This is a genomic window from Cytobacillus gottheilii, from assembly GCF_900166665.1.
In the GTDB taxonomy this organism is placed as follows: Bacteria; Bacillota; Bacilli; order Bacillales; family Cytobacillaceae; genus Cytobacillus; species Cytobacillus gottheilii_A.
Genome location: NZ_LT800494.1, coordinates 506,403 through 522,855, shown reverse-complemented (window position 1 = coordinate 522,855; position 16,453 = coordinate 506,403). Strand labels below are relative to the sequence as shown.

At 33.3% G+C, this 16,453-nt stretch carries 13 protein-coding genes; 6 read left to right on the top strand and 7 right to left on the bottom strand.

From position 1 onward, the window contains the following. The first annotated feature begins 14 nt into the window (after nucleotides 1–14). Nucleotides 15–587 (top strand): Ltp family lipoprotein, encoded by a 573-nt coding sequence (locus B7E07_RS02665; protein WP_080843938.1) that lies wholly within the window; start codon nucleotides 15–17, stop codon nucleotides 585–587. A gap of 345 nt (nucleotides 588–932) precedes the next feature. On the opposite strand, the gene B7E07_RS02660 is transcribed toward B7E07_RS02665, so the two are convergent. Next, nucleotides 933–1,826: a helix-turn-helix domain-containing protein gene (locus tag B7E07_RS02660; RefSeq protein WP_080843937.1), complete on the bottom strand. Its 894-nt coding sequence runs from the start codon at nucleotides 1,824–1,826 to the stop codon at nucleotides 933–935. A 178-nt stretch (nucleotides 1,827–2,004) separates the two neighbouring features. Between B7E07_RS02660 and B7E07_RS24330 the strand changes: the two genes are divergently transcribed. Then, on the top strand, nucleotides 2,005–2,139 hold the full coding sequence (locus tag B7E07_RS24330; protein ID WP_257391381.1) for a hypothetical protein: 135 nt from the start codon (nucleotides 2,005–2,007) through the stop codon (nucleotides 2,137–2,139). A gap of 652 nt (nucleotides 2,140–2,791) precedes the next feature. Next, nucleotides 2,792–3,559 (top strand): helix-turn-helix domain-containing protein, encoded by a 768-nt coding sequence (locus B7E07_RS02655; protein ID WP_176215096.1) that lies wholly within the window; start codon nucleotides 2,792–2,794, stop codon nucleotides 3,557–3,559. Between the two features lie 256 nt (nucleotides 3,560–3,815). Here the strand turns inward: B7E07_RS02655 and B7E07_RS02650 are convergent, their stop codons facing one another. The 6 genes from B7E07_RS02650 to B7E07_RS02620 all read right to left on the bottom strand — a co-directional run bounded on the left by B7E07_RS02650 (nucleotide 3,816) and on the right by B7E07_RS02620 (nucleotide 9,556). After that, the gene (locus tag B7E07_RS02650; protein ID WP_080843935.1) at nucleotides 3,816–4,241 is read right to left on the bottom strand and encodes a hypothetical protein; all 426 of its coding nucleotides are present in this window, start codon (nucleotides 4,239–4,241) and stop codon (nucleotides 3,816–3,818) included. Continuing rightward, nucleotides 4,231–4,443: a helix-turn-helix transcriptional regulator gene (locus tag B7E07_RS02645; protein ID WP_080843934.1), complete on the bottom strand. Its 213-nt coding sequence runs from the start codon at nucleotides 4,441–4,443 to the stop codon at nucleotides 4,231–4,233. Before B7E07_RS02645 ends, B7E07_RS02650 begins: the two co-directional genes overlap by 11 nt. 675 nt (nucleotides 4,444–5,118) lie before the next feature. Next, nucleotides 5,119–5,823 (bottom strand): flavodoxin family protein, encoded by a 705-nt coding sequence (locus B7E07_RS02635; protein ID WP_080843932.1) that lies wholly within the window; start codon nucleotides 5,821–5,823, stop codon nucleotides 5,119–5,121. Between the two features lie 18 nt (nucleotides 5,824–5,841). Then, on the bottom strand, nucleotides 5,842–8,967 hold the full coding sequence (locus B7E07_RS02630; RefSeq protein ID WP_176215095.1) for a type 2 lanthipeptide synthetase LanM family protein: 3,126 nt from the start codon (nucleotides 8,965–8,967) through the stop codon (nucleotides 5,842–5,844). A 64-nt stretch (nucleotides 8,968–9,031) separates the two neighbouring features. After that, the gene (locus tag B7E07_RS02625; protein WP_080843930.1) at nucleotides 9,032–9,271 is read right to left on the bottom strand and encodes a mersacidin family lantibiotic; all 240 of its coding nucleotides are present in this window, start codon (nucleotides 9,269–9,271) and stop codon (nucleotides 9,032–9,034) included. 15 nt (nucleotides 9,272–9,286) lie between these two features. Further along, nucleotides 9,287–9,556 carry a mersacidin family lantibiotic gene (locus tag B7E07_RS02620; RefSeq protein WP_080843929.1) on the bottom strand — a complete coding sequence of 90 codons (270 nt, stop codon included), beginning with the start codon at nucleotides 9,554–9,556 and terminating at the stop codon, nucleotides 9,287–9,289. A 303-nt stretch (nucleotides 9,557–9,859) separates the two neighbouring features. Here B7E07_RS02620 and B7E07_RS02615 point away from each other — a divergent pair, with 303 nt between their 5' ends. The 3 genes from B7E07_RS02615 to B7E07_RS02600 all read left to right on the top strand — a co-directional run bounded on the left by B7E07_RS02615 (nucleotide 9,860) and on the right by B7E07_RS02600 (nucleotide 16,170). Beyond that, the gene (locus tag B7E07_RS02615; RefSeq protein ID WP_080843928.1) at nucleotides 9,860–12,010 is read left to right on the top strand and encodes a peptidase domain-containing ABC transporter; all 2,151 of its coding nucleotides are present in this window, start codon (nucleotides 9,860–9,862) and stop codon (nucleotides 12,008–12,010) included. A gap of 1,339 nt (nucleotides 12,011–13,349) precedes the next feature. Continuing rightward, nucleotides 13,350–14,876, top strand: coding sequence for a hypothetical protein (locus B7E07_RS02605; RefSeq protein WP_218970392.1), 1,527 nt, complete (start codon nucleotides 13,350–13,352; stop codon nucleotides 14,874–14,876). A gap of 358 nt (nucleotides 14,877–15,234) precedes the next feature. Continuing rightward, nucleotides 15,235–16,170, top strand: coding sequence for a M23 family metallopeptidase (locus B7E07_RS02600; RefSeq protein ID WP_080843926.1), 936 nt, complete (start codon nucleotides 15,235–15,237; stop codon nucleotides 16,168–16,170). Nucleotides 16,171–16,453: the final 283 nt, after the last annotated feature.

Genomic DNA, 16,453 nt, shown 5'->3' with positions numbered 1-16,453 from the left:
GGAGGAAGTACATCATGGTAAATACAAAAGTAAAAAAGCCATTTTATAAGAAATGGTGGGTATGGTTAATCGCTGTTATAGTGGTTATTGGTATTGCTGGTGGAGGCGAGGAAGATACACCTACCGCGTCTGAACCTGTTGAGGAAGAGGTTGCTGAAACTGAGGTTACTGACCCTGAACCTGCTGAAGTAGTTGAGGAAGAAGAACCTGTTGAGGAAGAACCGGTAGAGGTAGAAACTGTTGAGGTGGAACCTGTTGAAGAAGTTGAACCAGAACCAGTAGTAGAAGAACCAGCATTAACTATTTCTCAAGAGAATGTTATACGTATGGCAGAAGAATACATTGATTATACAGCCTTTTCTAAAAGTGGACTTATCGAACAGCTAGAATTTGAAGGATTCACAAATGAAGAAGCAACTTTTGCTGTAAATAACATTACAGTGGATTGGATGGAACAGGCTGAAAAAATGGCCCAACAATATCTTGACTACACTTCATTTTCGAGAAGCGGGTTAATTGAACAATTAGTGTTTGAAGGATTTTCAAATGAGGAAGCTACCTACGGTGTAGACCAAACAGGACTCTAAGAAATAATACAGCCTTTAATGTACAGCTAAAATTCGGGGTAGTAACACGCCTAGAACTTAATCTAAATAAAGCATTTTACAAGCGCCCACGTAAAAATACGTGGGCGCTATTTTGATGGTTACTTAAAGCGCTTGTCGTTTATCTGGGGTATGACCCAGTTTCTCAAGTGATGTTACTGGTGGTAGGTTTAATTAGCTATAATCAGCTAAGCACAAATGGTTACCACTTTAGCACTATACCACTTTATCTCAGCGGGGGACTGGCCTCAGATTTTGATCACTTTAACACTGTACAACTTTATCTCAACGGGGGTCTGGCCCCCAGATCTGGCCCCCAGATCTTTGCTACGACAACAATTTAGTATTTTTATATTGATCAATCTCTTCTTTTATTATTTGCGCTAATTTGTTCTTACCTTGAAATTCTAATATATGCTTGGCTTTATGCCAATAATCAATTCCAATTTCTTGTTCGTTGCTAATGATATAGTTCCTCCCTATTTGATAATGAAAATCTGCAAATAGATACATGTCTTCATTTGAGTTACAATAGCTTATACCCTTCTTACATAGCTTAATCGACATTTCAGTATCATTTAAATCAGTATATACTTTGGATAAATTGTAAAAAAGCTTATTAATAATCTGCTTTTCCTTATATACTTCAATTTTTTTAATTATATTTATCGCAGTTTCTAGGTATTTTTTTGCGTTTAACAAATCACCTAAATTCCTATTAATAATCCCTAAGCTATTAAGTACATTAATGTCTAACTCGGTATAGAGCTTATTTAAATTTTCACAGGATAAACATGATTTTAAAGTTTCTATAGCAGCCTCAGGATCCTTGTCTAAATGAAATAAAACCATCCCTTTATGCCATAAGAGAAATAAATTATTAGGTCCACTCTTAAAAGCAGGAACTTTCAATTCCGATTCAACTATCTGTTTAATTAGTTTATAATCTCTTTCTCGACGTGCATTTTTTAACTGATTTTTCACTTCATATATGTAATCTTTTCTATAACCTTTATCTTCTTTTTCCGGATCTATTAAGTCCTTAATATCTACACCTAAGCGTTGGGATAACTGTAGTAAAAGATAATAGGAAGGATAATTCTTGTTGTTCTCTATTCTGCTAATCTCAGATTGCGCACAAATCCCCTTTGCTAATGCCTCTTGAGATATATTTAATTCCTTTCTTATATACTTTATTTTATCGCCTATAGTTCGATCCATATATACTCCCCCAAAATATGTATAAATGCATAATTTCTATAGAATAATTCCTTTATTCAAATTATCTCAAGCTAAATGATCTGATTCTATATTATCAAAGTTTTTGAAGTATTTTACATATAAGTTTTGGTTAGATTAAAATATTATTGGTTAAATAGATAATTAAGGAGAGATTAAAATGTATAAAAAGATCATAATGATTATCGTGGGCAGCGTACTATTGTTTGTTGGAAGCGGTGAAATTAGTAATAAAGTTAATGATTATGTATCTATCGACGGCTTTACTACTAAAGATTTCCCAGATCAACATTAAAAACGTATCCTTTTTAAAAGGGATACGTTTTTAGTGATATTATTCAATATCACTTGCCCAATCAAGTTGTATATTGCGTTTTCTCCTTTAATTTTGGGAATAAAACAATATATGGTAATAGTTTAAAGATACAACAACTTAATATAATTAGAATTGCTATTAAGCCTAGTTTAACAGTATACAACGCATCTACAGTGAAGATCGAACTGATTTTAATCATATAAAACACGCATCATTAGATACATAAGACTCTGTTTATTTAGTGGATAACAGATTCTAAAACACGACGGATTTGAATCTTTGAACCATAGCCCCTAGGTTGGTTACCATTTTAATATTATTTAAACTCTTATTAATACATAGAACCGTTTATGTCTAAAAATTCACAATTTTAGAAAGTACAAAATTTACTTCATGCCGCCCTCACAATTAACATCAAGTTAACCCTACATTCAACTAAACTCTATGCTTTTATTTACGACTTTATTTTGATTGTACGTTACGGTACGGTCTTCTAATTTAATATTTTTAGATCACTTCTAATCATTTAAGTACATTTAATTTTTTCAACTTTCACTTGTCAATAATAATGTCCTTTATGTAAATATAAATCAAAAGCTAGGCACTAAATATATAATATATGGAGGAAAAAATGGTCTATTCTATTGGTGGTAAGTTAAAGTACCTGAGAACAAAGTACGCTCTTACTCAGTCTGATGTTGCAGAAGGAATTTGTTCTCAAGCAATGATAAGTAAGATTGAAAAACAAGAGGAACTATACCCATCTGCCAACCTACTATATGAAATAAGTAAAAAGTTGGGTGTTCCAATAGATTACTTCTTTTCAGATGAATTTAATATAGAAAATCATATTCAACTAACCCTGGAAGATATTTATTACCATTCAGAGATGAAAAATTTTAATAGTGCTTATGAAATAATAAAAAAAGAAAAAAAGAACCCATATTTCACAAAAAACACAAATGCCATGAGGTACTTGCTGTGGCAAGAAGCCATTTGTATTAGCGAACTTACAGGAAATCATAGGGCATCTATTAAGATAATTGATGATTTAATGTTTAATAAGAAGTTTTATTCACTGGAAGAGTTAAACATATTAAGCAGCAAAATTACCTTTTTATTACGGTGTAATGAGAATGAGGAAGCTTACGATCTGCAAGATGAGGTAATTAGAAAATTTAATAGACTAACCTATTATAACAACTACTACAATAAATACATTTTCATTAATATCCTTTTCCTTTGTACCAAAGCAACATACTATTTTGGTGATTTCCGTAAAGCAAATATATATTGTAATAAAGCTATAATAATTTGTGAAAAAGAGCTAACGTATTACAAATTAAATGAATTGAAACAATTAAAGGAAAATATAGAGGGGAAGTTAGTTAAGAATTAACAAAGAATAAACAATAACTCTTCGTACAACTCCCGCTCATTATTTTGTAAGTCTTTCAATAGATAAAATGTAAATTGGGGCGAGACAAATCTGTTATTATTATGATTCCCGAATTCATAATTTTCTGTAAGAACGTCATGCCCCTTAAATCCAAATTCTCATATAATTAAAATCATAAACAGTATTAAAGTATTTAATGAAATCTAGCTAACACCAAAGTCTAAATATGATTATGATGGCTCACGAGGAAATACTTCTACATAGACCGTTTATTTATAACAAACTGATAAAGATAATAAAAAATCACCAATAAATACAGACCTAAGAGACTAAAAAAAGAAGTCTTGTTCATATATCCAAACAAAGCTAATGTAAAAAGACCAAAACAAAACAGTACTATCAGAAGATCAAATGCTTTTGCTTTTGCACTCTGTTTAATTCGAATATTTCTTTCATCATTTTCTTGAATGCTGTCCTCTTTGGTTTTATACTTTTTATCTAGAATAACCATAATACCGCCAAATAAAAGCATAAATCCGCTGCCAACTAATCCTATTGGAACCAGGTCATTTCTAACAAAATGTATATCCAATACCTCGGATCCAACTATGGTCAATATAATACCTGTAATTAGTAATAAGAACCCAATAATAGTTATAAGCCAAGTAAATTTATCCTTCATCAAATGTTTCCTCCTCATAAATAAAAATTTCTTCAATATTAAGATTGAAGTATCTTGAAATCTTAAAGGCCAAAATAATTGATGGATTATATCTCCCATTTTCTATAGAACCTATAGTTTGTCTAGTGACATCTAATGCTACGGCAAGTTCTTCCTGTTTAATACCACTTTTTTTTCTTATTTCCTCTACTCTGTTTTTCATATCAATCTCCCCCCTTTACGGAAAGTTAACTTAACATGATTGTATAATACCCTAACTAAAAAGTAAAGCTCACTTTCCATTATTTTAATTTTTATTCCTAAAGTTATAAAACACTTAACTTGTTTTTTGCAAAATCTAAAACGAGAAAGAATATAATACACTTTATTGCGAAAATATGGGTCTATAGCGACCCTGCGGTGCATCCAATTCTCATCCTCAGATGAACGTTCATCTTGTGTTCGCATTTTTTGGGTCACACTTCATAATAATGCTTAAAAGTATCTCTGTGCATAACTCAAATTGTCATAATAAATATCCTGAGAACGAATATTACGTTTCGAAGTATACAACCCTTGAATTGATCTCGAATTCTCCTTTTCAAGAAATCGAGAAATGTTAGAAGATGTATTCTTGGCAATAAGGGGAAATATCCCTTAACTTATATCCGGTGAAAACTATCTTTAGTTGGATTGGCAAAGTGTTTTGTAATCCTATTAATACTTTGGTGAACAGCAGGAAGAGGGAATAGAAGGTAAATCAATAGACCATAATCAAGAAAGTGGTGACATTTTCAAATACAGTTTCACTTGCATAAAATTGCCCTTTTCATTTAAAAAGGAAAGCCAATTCTAACTGGCTCTCCCTTAAATGAATATAATTTTTTTAATGTTATTACTAAATCGGGATTTTTATTTTATCCAGATATTCCTTAAAGCTATCACATTCAAAAAGTCCGTTATTCTTCCAATAAAGATACTCTGCATGATCTCTAGGGTAATCTTTAAATAGAAATCTATACGATAGGAAAGCAGCTTCTATCGTATCATTACTCTTCGCCTCTTTAAAACCCTTTGTATAAGCAATAATTTCTTCAATATTAGATTCAATATCGTCATAAAGATCAGGGTTAGGTATTAAACTAACTCTTCCTACACCAATGACTCCCATATAATTCATTACTTTTTCCATGTAACTAAGTACATAATTTAGACCATTAGTTCCAGAAGCAAAAAACATAGCTGGTTTGCCTGCTAATCTAAATAAGTGTCCCCAATACGATAATCTATCAACGAAAGCTTTCATATCACTGGAGACATTATGGGAATATACCGGGCTAGCTAATATGATGAAGTCTGCATCTAATAATTGGGTTTTTATTTTACTCATGCTGTCTTCATCTAAATGATCTTGATTGCAAAAACCTTTTGTAAAACAATTTTTACAACCTGTTGAATGGTTGATATTTGTAGAAGTAGCTGTGTGTAAATCAACTTGAATTTCTGAATCAATTTCCTTAAGTCTGTGCAGAAGTTTATTTAAATACACTGTTAGAGTAGAATCATCATTTCTCGAACCAATATAAACAAAAACTTTTTTCATATTCCCTTTCCCTCCTAATTATTCTAAAACTAGAACTGAGTTGATGGTATCGGGAGAAGATACTCTGAGTAATTGGTTTCCTATACCAGCAAGACCGGTAAACATCCCAATCTTAGGAAATTGATCTAAGCCACCCGTTAAGTAATAACCTCGTGTCTTCGCATCATCAATCAATTTCAAGGACAATTTCCTCGCTCGTATAATATATTCTTCATGCTGTAAATGTTGATATGCAGCTAGTAATATTTCGGTTACCCCAAAATTCCCATGACATATACCGTCACTATTTCTGCAATTGCTTTCCTCTGTCGACTCTAATGCTCTGATAATTTCGGTATCTAGTAAATCATCTGAGTAATATTTTCTCATTAATAGCCTGCTCAACCCAATCCCTACCGAACCATGACACCAATCATATCTTACGATTGAAGAATCATACTCCGCCTTGTTAAGCCACCCATTATGTTCTATAGAATAGAAGGATCGATCATGGTTAAGAATCTCTAACCCCTTATCTGTAAATGATTTAACATTTGTTAAGGACCCAAGTCTCATTAATACTAATGCTACAGAACTAGCACCATGAGCAAAACCGCCAATTAACTCTTTCTCTAAATCATTCAGTTGTTGAACTAACTTGTTTCCTAACATTATAGATATTGTTAAGTAGTCAATATTTCCGGTTTTCTCCAACAGGTTTAATACAATGCTAGCGATTCCAGTTGTGCCATCTATCCAATCAAAATGCTCAATTGAGTTCATATTTTCGCTAATTAGCTCTAAGAGTTTATCTAATTTTTTTTCAGCCTCAGTATCCTTTTCTTCCAAGACTAAAATGGAATATGGATAAAGTAGAGAAAGTCTGCCAGTTAAAGCAGAATAATTTTCTTTATGGTTAATACTATGCTCTGCTGCTGTTAATATTTTATTAGCTATTTCTCTATATTCTTTATTTTTGGTAACCTTATACAGGTTATGGTAGAATATGAATATTCCTCCAAGTCCATTATATAAGTCACTAGAAAGTGCATTAATATTAAGTGAATCTTCATTTGCTTGAAAAATGTCTAACCAAGTAACCGTCTCTTCATCATCCGAATAAATAGCTAGATTTCTTAATTCCTTCTCTATTTTAATAGCTTCCTGAATAAAGGTATCATCATGATCTACCTTGGATCCTTTATCAGCTCTACTATTAGCATAGTCCTTAATACTTATTGGGGCTACTTCATTTTCATAATCAACTTTTCCTGTGTGTACTTTTATTACCGAGATCTGCCTATTAATTTCATTTTCATCGAGTTTGCTAACTCTGGTAACTAACCTATTAAATGCCGTCTCTTTAAATATATCTTTTAGAATATTACCCTTACTATCTATTAGATCCTTTGAATTAACATTATTAAAAAATATTGGTATGTCATCATTAAGCATATCTCGATACTCACTTCTAATGACCTCTTTATATTGATATGGATATACCCATATATTTTCAAATACCTTGTCTCTTTCTATGGCGTCCCGTAAAAAGTCAGGATGGTAAATATACGATAACAAAGATGCATATTGTGAAGTTCCCTTAGCTATTATCCTTACATTTATTTCTTCAAATTGTTTTATAACTCCATCAGCATCTAACAGTTCTGATTTGTATGCCATAATTACACTACAAGTTGTTCTGAAGCCCTTTATAATTTCATCTATATAATCATGATAGGAAACAATTTGGCTAGCATACATAGGCAGATTATTAGAACCTGGAAGCTTGGTTTCGATCATCCCATACATCATAGTATCCGTATTATTATTAATTACACCAGGAACTTCATATGGTAATGCTCTTTCTTGTCCGTTCAATGCACTAAGGTCAACTCCTTTATTCTGCAGAGTATCGAAATTGATCTCACCAGGCAATAGAAGAGTACTTGAAACAAAGTCCATTTTTTCCATATTAGCTTTAAAGTTTGCATTCTCCATAGCAGCAACTGGGACATAAGAGTGTAAAAGTGTTTCAGTATCAACAATTACTGGTGTATTCCCCTTAGCAATAATGTTTTCCATATGCATATCTCTACCATTTAGTATGTACATTAATGCAATAATTTGACCGAATCTAGTATAGTATTCCTTTACTTCTTCTTCACTATTACATTCCATATGAGGTACAAATTCTTCTACAGAAAAGGTGCCAAAATTTATTATTTTATATGTACCCATCTTAAGAATACTTTCTTTACTGTTTAACCAGTTGATAAGATCATGATAAGCTATTGCAATCTGAGAGTCTCTCGGTTTATAAAGATATTTTTTGCCTGAACTCATAGTTAATGAAATAACCGTATTACCTTCATTGTGTGAATCACCTAAACCTGGGGAAATGCTCTCAATAAGATCATCTTCGTCCAAGTTAAACTCTTCATATATAGTTTTTTTGTTAATAGTTATATTTTCTAAAAATTCTATTGTATTTTTTACAGTAAAATGGGCCTTAGTAGACAGCAACCTTGCTAATAAAATGTACTCTGAATAGAAATCAATTAATCTATCTTTTTCCGCAAACAAATTATTAAAAGAGTGAAATCTATCCTCTGGGGAATCTCCACTTAATTCACCACGCAGTCTAGAAACATTTAATTCGAGTAAAATAGTTTTCATAGCAATTTGAATTGAATTAAATATAAAAGCGTCCAAAATGTCTTTAATGACTTCTTTATTAAATATGGAATTGTATTTCTCAAATTGAGAGGTTATTTCTTTTTCAACATACAAAATAAATGGCCTTAAAATAAAAGTAAAACCTTTAGAATTGTTATACTCACTATTATCCTCACTTAAAAGATGTAAGGAATCTTGTAAAACTGTATACCATGTTTGGTTATTTAAAAAGTTATGTAAATGTTCTAGATCTACATCCATTAATGCAGTTGGATTAACAGAATGAGAAAAAATATTTTTATTGTAATTCATTAGCTCCAGCATTTTATCAAATGTTTGAGGGTGTAATATATTCTTTCTTTCTCTCCAATTTGAAAAGCTCTCATCATCAAAAGTAATTTTTTTAGTTAATTCCATAATTTTATAGCGTTCGTTTAAAGTAAGAGCCTTCAAATAATTTAGGATATCAATTTTTATCTCAGTTTTCATGGTAACCCTCCTTGTTATAGAGAAAGGAGACAAAAGCGCTAGATGCATTTCGTCTCCTGTACAATTATTTACAAAAAACTGCAGTGATAGTCAGTGAAGCAAAAGCACTAACTGGAGCACCAACAAGAGCAGAAGTTAAAGCGATTGTTGGTGTTGCTTGCGGTTCAGCAACTCCACTTCCTCCACAAACTGCTAACATTTCTTCATAAGCTAACTCATTAAAACTTGAGCCTGATGGATGGTTTTCCAACTTAGAACGATTTTCTGTTTTTTTCCAATTAGAAATGATTTCTTCAGAATTCATACTATATTCCTCCTTTTATCCGAAACACTTTCTAAATGTTACATAACTAACAATTCCACTTACAGAAGCACTGCCTACAAGGGAAGCTGCTGCAGAAATACACTGTGTAGCTGTAGGTAAGGTTAATGCTGAAATAATTGATGGTGTTGCTTGTGTCTCAGCTGCTCCGTTTACAGCTATCATTTCGTCGATACTTAATTCATTGAAGCTTCTGCCACTAGGATGATTAGCATTCCCTCTCTGTTCCGGATTTTTCCAAGCCTTAATTAATGCTTCGTTTGACATTTAACTACCTCCTAAAATTTAACTTTTTAATGCAATAATAATATTAATTTATGAAATAACGAAATTCAATTAATTTTTTGAAAATACAAACAATATAAGCGCAGTTATAAGTTGAAAATCCCCGCTTAATAGATATTTACTTACAATTTCTACTATTCTCTATATATTTAAGAATATAGTTATATTAATCATGATTTGGTTGAATGAATACTTGCATAACTATATAATTACCATATATTTTACATCCAAAATGGAATATATATCCTAGGGGGATTAGAAAGTTTGAAATACTATTAGAAAGGATTGATACTAATAAAACTTAAAAAAAGAGTACCCTATATAAGTCAAATGGAACATAGTGAGTGCGGTTTAGCGTGTTTGGCTATGCTATTAAGTTATTATGGATATCACGTTTCTCTATCTGAACTACGGGAACGGTTTGGTTCATTATCGAGTGGTTATTCTTTTTATGATTTAGCTTGTATGGCAAACGAGATGGACATGAAGAGTCAAGGGTATGGAGTTGATATTGAAGACTTAAAGGAATTTCATTCTCCTATACTATTACATTGGAATAAAAACCATTATGTTATTCTTGAAAAAATAAAGAAAGATTACTTTTTTATTGTGGATCCATCCGAGGGGAGAAAAAAGGTAAAAAAAGAAGAATTTTCTAAGTTATTCTCGGGAAAGGTTTTAAACTTAACTCCTAATGAGACATTTATTAAAAGAAAAAAATCAAAAAATAATGTTTTTTTGTCTTTTCTCAAAGAGTCTAAAAGATATATATTTACCTTGATCTTTTTAACAGGGCTCCTGCAAGCACTGGCCATTTCAATTCCTATCATTACACAAAGGTTCACAGATAATGTATTAGGTGTTACTGAGTTTAATTTTGTATATAGTACAGGGTTGATATTACTATTCGTATTCATTAGTAATTTACTTCTATCTATTATTAGATCGATCGTTATTGCTAAATTCCAATCAACTTTAGATGTTAACATCATGTCAAAATTCATGAGTGTACTATTACGATTGCCGTATCTTTTCTTTGGAAATCGAGCTAGTGGAGACCTAATATTTAGAGCAAATTCTAATGCTTTAATAAAACAATTACTATCAAGCACAAGCATATCCTTATTTATTGATGTTCTACTGGTTATTAGCTATATGATAATAATGTTAACTTATTCAGTTCCACTAAGTTTAATTTTAATAACGATTAGCCTTATAATTGTTACAATGTTAATTTTTAATACTCGGATAATTAAAACCCTTTCCGATGAAAATGTCTCTCAGCAAGCAGATGTACAAACTATCTTAGCAGATAGTATAAACGGTATATCAGATATCAAAATGCTTGGACTAGAAAATACGATGTTTGATAACTGGTTAGAAAAGTTTAGTAAAGAGGTTAGAACATCAGAAAGGTTAAATGTTTGGAGTGGAGGGATACAAGCAATAACAAGTTCTATTCAATTAATTGTTCCTCTAGCTATGCTATGGTTTGGCAGTTTTTACTTAATTAATGGCGATATCACACTAGGGGTTCTAGTTGCTTTCAGTACAATTTCCTCCTCATTCATTAGTCCAATCGTTTCACTTAGCAGCAGTTATACTCAAATATTAAGTATAGGATCTTACTTCCAACGTATTAAGGATGTCATTACTTCAAAAACAGAAGATTACAACAATGAATTTGAAGGTATAAAACTAGAAGGAGAAATAGAGTTTCAAAATGTGTCTTTTCAGTATTCCAAATATTCTAAACAAGTTATCTCTAATTTATCATTTAAAGTACATAAAGGTGAAACTATTGCAATTGTTGGGCCTTCAGGATCTGGAAAAAGCACTCTAGCAAAACTGCTATTAGGTTTCTACACACCCACTGAAGGTAAAATTCTTTTAGATGATTATAAGATGGATGCAAGATCTAAAGTTACTTTAAGAAAACAAATTAGCTCGGTTCTTCAAGATTCCAAATTATTCAATAGAACAATTCTTGAAAATATAACAATGTTCCAAGAAGATATAGATATTCATGATATTATAAAAGCAACTATACAAGCTAATATTTACTCAGATATTATGAAACTTCCTATGAATTTTAGTACAAAGTTATCTGAAGCTGGAAATAATCTATCTGGTGGTCAAATCCAACGCTTATTAATTGCAAGAGCATTAATAAGAAAAACTCCTATACTTGTATTAGATGAGGCTTCGAGCGCTTTAGATAATATATCTGAAAGGATAATACATGATAGTCTCTCAGAGCTAGAAAGCACCAAAATTATAATCGCTCATAGATTATCGACAATAAAAAATGCTGATAAAATCATTGTTATGAACGAAGGAATGATAGAAGAAATTGGAAGACATGAAACCTTAATACAAAATCAAGGATTATATTATCAATTATACTACAATAATAATAAAGCAATCCCCATCTAAAAGTATAATCATTTTATAACATTATTTTACAAAAACATTTCCTATCAATACCTGAAAATATTAAAAATAATTAGCAGCAGTTGAATTTTAGAGACAAGAGTTGATTTTACACCTTATAGAGCGACTGTTAAATTTAAACATGTAGTAAATGTATATTATGCTCCTAAAGGACTTATCCAAGAAGAGTTGATTCAGGCGGCAATTCATCTAAGACAAACGGTGCTATGGAAGGATGGTTCGAGATAGGTGACCATAGGTGGATTAAAGCTAAATATGTAAGAGTAGTATAACAAAATTACAGGAAGCTCTAGTGATTATATTCGCTGGTGCTTTTTCTTCTGTCTAAAACAAACACAAGTAGTTGGGGTTGGCAGGTGATGTAGGTGGTAAAATGGAAGGAATCGGAATCCAAGCAGGTGGAGAAGCAATTGCTCTCCCACGGATAAAAATTCAACTTTCTTACCTAAATCATAAGTGGTAAAATCTTGTCATTTGCTGATACGCCTTGTCATTATGTGGTAAATAGAGAGTCATTGGTTGGTATATTTATTAGCTGTAATTAAACATTAATAATCGTAAAATTCTTGCCTCTTCCACAAATGATTAAACACAGTAAAACTTTACTCTAGTGGTGTATGTCCGCCACTAGAGTAAAGTTTTTTTGCAGTTCTCTTTCATTTACTGCAATTCTAATTGATAAATCTGCTGTCCGAAAAACGAATTCTTTGATCCCAATAAATTCCGATTCGGCAACCAAGTAGAAGTGTGTACCTTTTTTAAAATCTCGAAAGTCATTAGTTAGTTTGTATTTTTTCATAAGTTTATGAGAACGGTTCCTCGATTCAACCTCCTCTTTTATTCTTAAGTGCTATATAGGAGATCTTGGGTGCAGTCTCCAGATTTCCGATAATGGCTCGGGGAAACCTCGCTTTCCCGCTTCACCCGTCACACAATCTCGTAGTTATTTGTGTTCACGATCACTGATATTATCCGACCTCTTTTACTTTCATGCTTCAACTATACTTTATTTGAGTATGAAAGCAAGACGATCGGAAAGTCTTCGTGTGTTTATGCTTTATTCGCATATAATTTGAGCTTAAGTGCAAATGTTTATTTCACCAAATCCCCAATATTATTTGAATTTCGTGGCCCGTCCCCCTCCGTTTTGGAGTGGCCATTTCATTGGCTATAACCAGTAATCATCGGCCTAACAGAATAGTATATTTAATAATAACTTTAGCACTGTATAACTTTAATTCAGCGGGGGTCTGGCCCCCATAAAATATGGTAAAATATAACCATAACTAAAATCCTATATTACAAAGTAAAGAAGGTAATCATGATGGATTCATTAAATACTGCCAGACAGCAATTTGTAAACTCGTTACACTCCCTTCAGGTTCATGTTCAAAAGCAAGTCTTAGGGGACGATGTTTTAGCCGGAGAGTCAGTAGCTGGGATCATATACGGAAATGTCAGCAATGCCAGCACCATATACGGGATGGATAAATTTAATACACCAAGGGGTCATGGCTTCGCTGCAGAGAGAGCGAATCATCTTTTTGATAAGCTGACAGGAAAGAATGCTGCGATCATTGGTGATGATAATGCCAAATATGGGGCTGACCGCATTGTGGATGGAGTGTCGATTCAATCAAAATATTGCAATTCAGGCTCTAAATGTATTCAAGAGTGTTTTCAGGATGGAAAATTTAAATATTGGAATACAGATGGATCGCCCATGAATATTGAAGTCCCTTCTGACAAATATGATGCAGCTGTGCAAGCTATGGAAAATCGCATTAGAAAGGGTGAAGTGCCTGGTGTCTCAGACATTGCTGAGGCAAAAAACATTGTTAGGAAAGGTCACTTTACATATGAACAGGCAAGAAATATTGCTAGAGCTGGCACAGTAGAATCCATTATTTTTGATGCAGCAAATGGGGCAATTATCTCTACAACGGCGTTTGGTGTGAGTACTGCTTTAACATTTGCAACTTCTATTTGGAATGGAGAAGAATTTGATAAGGCTTTGAAGACAGCCACTTACTCTGGATTAAAAGTTGGTGGAACTACTTTTGTAACAGCCGTATTAGCAAGTCAGCTTTCGAAAGCTGGATTAAATAGTGCACTCGTAGGAAGCTCTGAGGCAGTTGTAAAAATCATTGGTCCAAAAGCTTCGGCTGCTTTAGTCAATGCTTTTCGCAGCGGTACGAATATTTACGGCGCTGCAGCTATGAAAAGCGCTGCGAAACTGCTAAGAGGCAATGCTATTACAGGGGCGGTTTCTGTTGTAGTTTTATCGTCAGTAGATGTGGTCAATATTTTTAGAGGTCGAGTTTCTGGTGCTCAATTATTTAAGAATGTCGCAAATACTACCTCTGCCGTAGCTGGCGGCACAGCTGGCTGGTTTGGAGGGGCCACAGCTGGAGCAGCCATCGGTTCTGTTATTCCAGTTGTTGGAACAGCTGTTGGCGGATTTGTTGGCGGCCTGCTTGGGTCGTTTGCAGCTGGAAGCGCAGCTGGAAAAGTCTCAAATGTCGTTTTGAATAACTTTATCGAAGACGATGCCAATGAAATGGTCCGTATTATTGAAAAAGTCTTCACCCAAATGGCAGAAGACTATCTGCTTACAAAAAAAGAAGCAGAAAATAGCATTGATTCACTAAAAGAATTATTAAATGCGAAAACTTTAAAAGACATGTTCGCCAGCCCGGACCGCTACGCTTTTGCACGTAACCTAATGCAAAGCTCTGTTGAAGAGGAAGTGAAAAAACGGAAAAAGGTACACTTACCTTCTGAAGATTCAATGAGACAGGGACTGAAAGCTGTATTGGAGGAAATAGCGGATACAGAGACGGCTTGAGGATTAGTATTCATTCCCTTGCCAGTACCTTTCTTTATCTTCAATATTAAGTTGATTAGAAAACAATGACACTAAAGAGACTTGCAGTGACTGGCAAGTCTTTTTTTATTTGTCTATTAAAGTTGTGAAGGGATCTGTCTTTTCATTTTGCAATAGCTTTAACACTTTACAACTTTAAACTAGCGGGGGTCTGACCCCTTTTCATAAAATTAAACAGGTACATATTGGTAATTACCGCAACTCTGTTGACTCAAGATTACTAGATTTGTAGAATTATGGCAGATGGTAGTAAATATATTACATAATAGTTTCAAAGTGGTTATTACTAGCTTCTAAAACATTCTAGGAGGAAAAACATTTGATTTTAAAATTAAAGAAATCAATCGTATATCTTTTGACTTTGGTTTTAGTAACTTCAGTTATACCATTTGGGGGAAGTAGCGCTAGTGCAGCAGCAACTTTTATATGGCCTGCTGATGGAAGAGTATCTTCAGAATATGGTTGGAGGACACTAAATGGTCAACCTGACTTTCATGATGGGATAGATATTGCAATGGGCGGAACGGTACCCATTATTGCTTCAGCATCTGGAACAGTGACACGTTCATATAGTTCTAGCTCGTATGGTGAGACTGTTATTCTTCGTCATAATATTAATGGTCAAGTATATGAAACGGTTTATGCTCATATGAGATCGGGGTCAAGAACGGTTTCAGCTGGCCAAACTGTTCAGCAAGGTCAAAGATTAGGTTATATGGGTAATACTGGCCAATCTTATGGACAACATTTACATTTCGAAGTGCATAAAGGTACTTGGAATGCTGATAAAACAAACGCTCAGAATCCTCGTAACTATCTTGGAACAAATGTAGGAGAACCAACTAATCCTACAACGCCACATACCTATGATGGAACGTGGGCTACATTAAGAATAAACACTGCAAGTGGTGGACCTGTTAATTATTTTGGCGGACCAGGTTATGGATTAAAAGGAACACTTCCTAATGGTGGGCAATATAAAGTTTATAATAAAAAGTTAGACGCGAATAAGGAGCACGGATATTTCGATGTTGGGAACAGCAGGTGGATTTTAGAAACTCATGTTGATGTAACACCTTATAGAGCGACTGTTGATTTTAAACATGCTGTAAATGTTTATGATGCTCCAGGCGGTGCGTATGCAGGAAGAGTTGATCCAGGCGACACTTTTAAAACATATGCAGCTAAGGATGGCTGGTATGGAATTGGTGGAGGTAAATGGATTAAAGCAGAGTATGTAAGAGTAGTAAAATAAGAAATTACAGGAAGCACTAGTGATTATATTCGCTGGTGCTTTTTCTTTTGTCTATAACAAACACAAATAGCCTGGTCTAGATAAATCTTTACGGCATCGAAAAAAGATGAGCGACTTGAGGTGACTGGCAAGTCTCTTTCTATTCCCATATAAAAATAGTACAGGCTCTGAATTTCATTTTGCAAGCTCTGCACTATTATTTTGCAATAGACAATACTCACTTTATCGCTTTATAACTTTAAACTAGCGGGGGTCTGACCCCAATTTACCACTGTGACGCCTT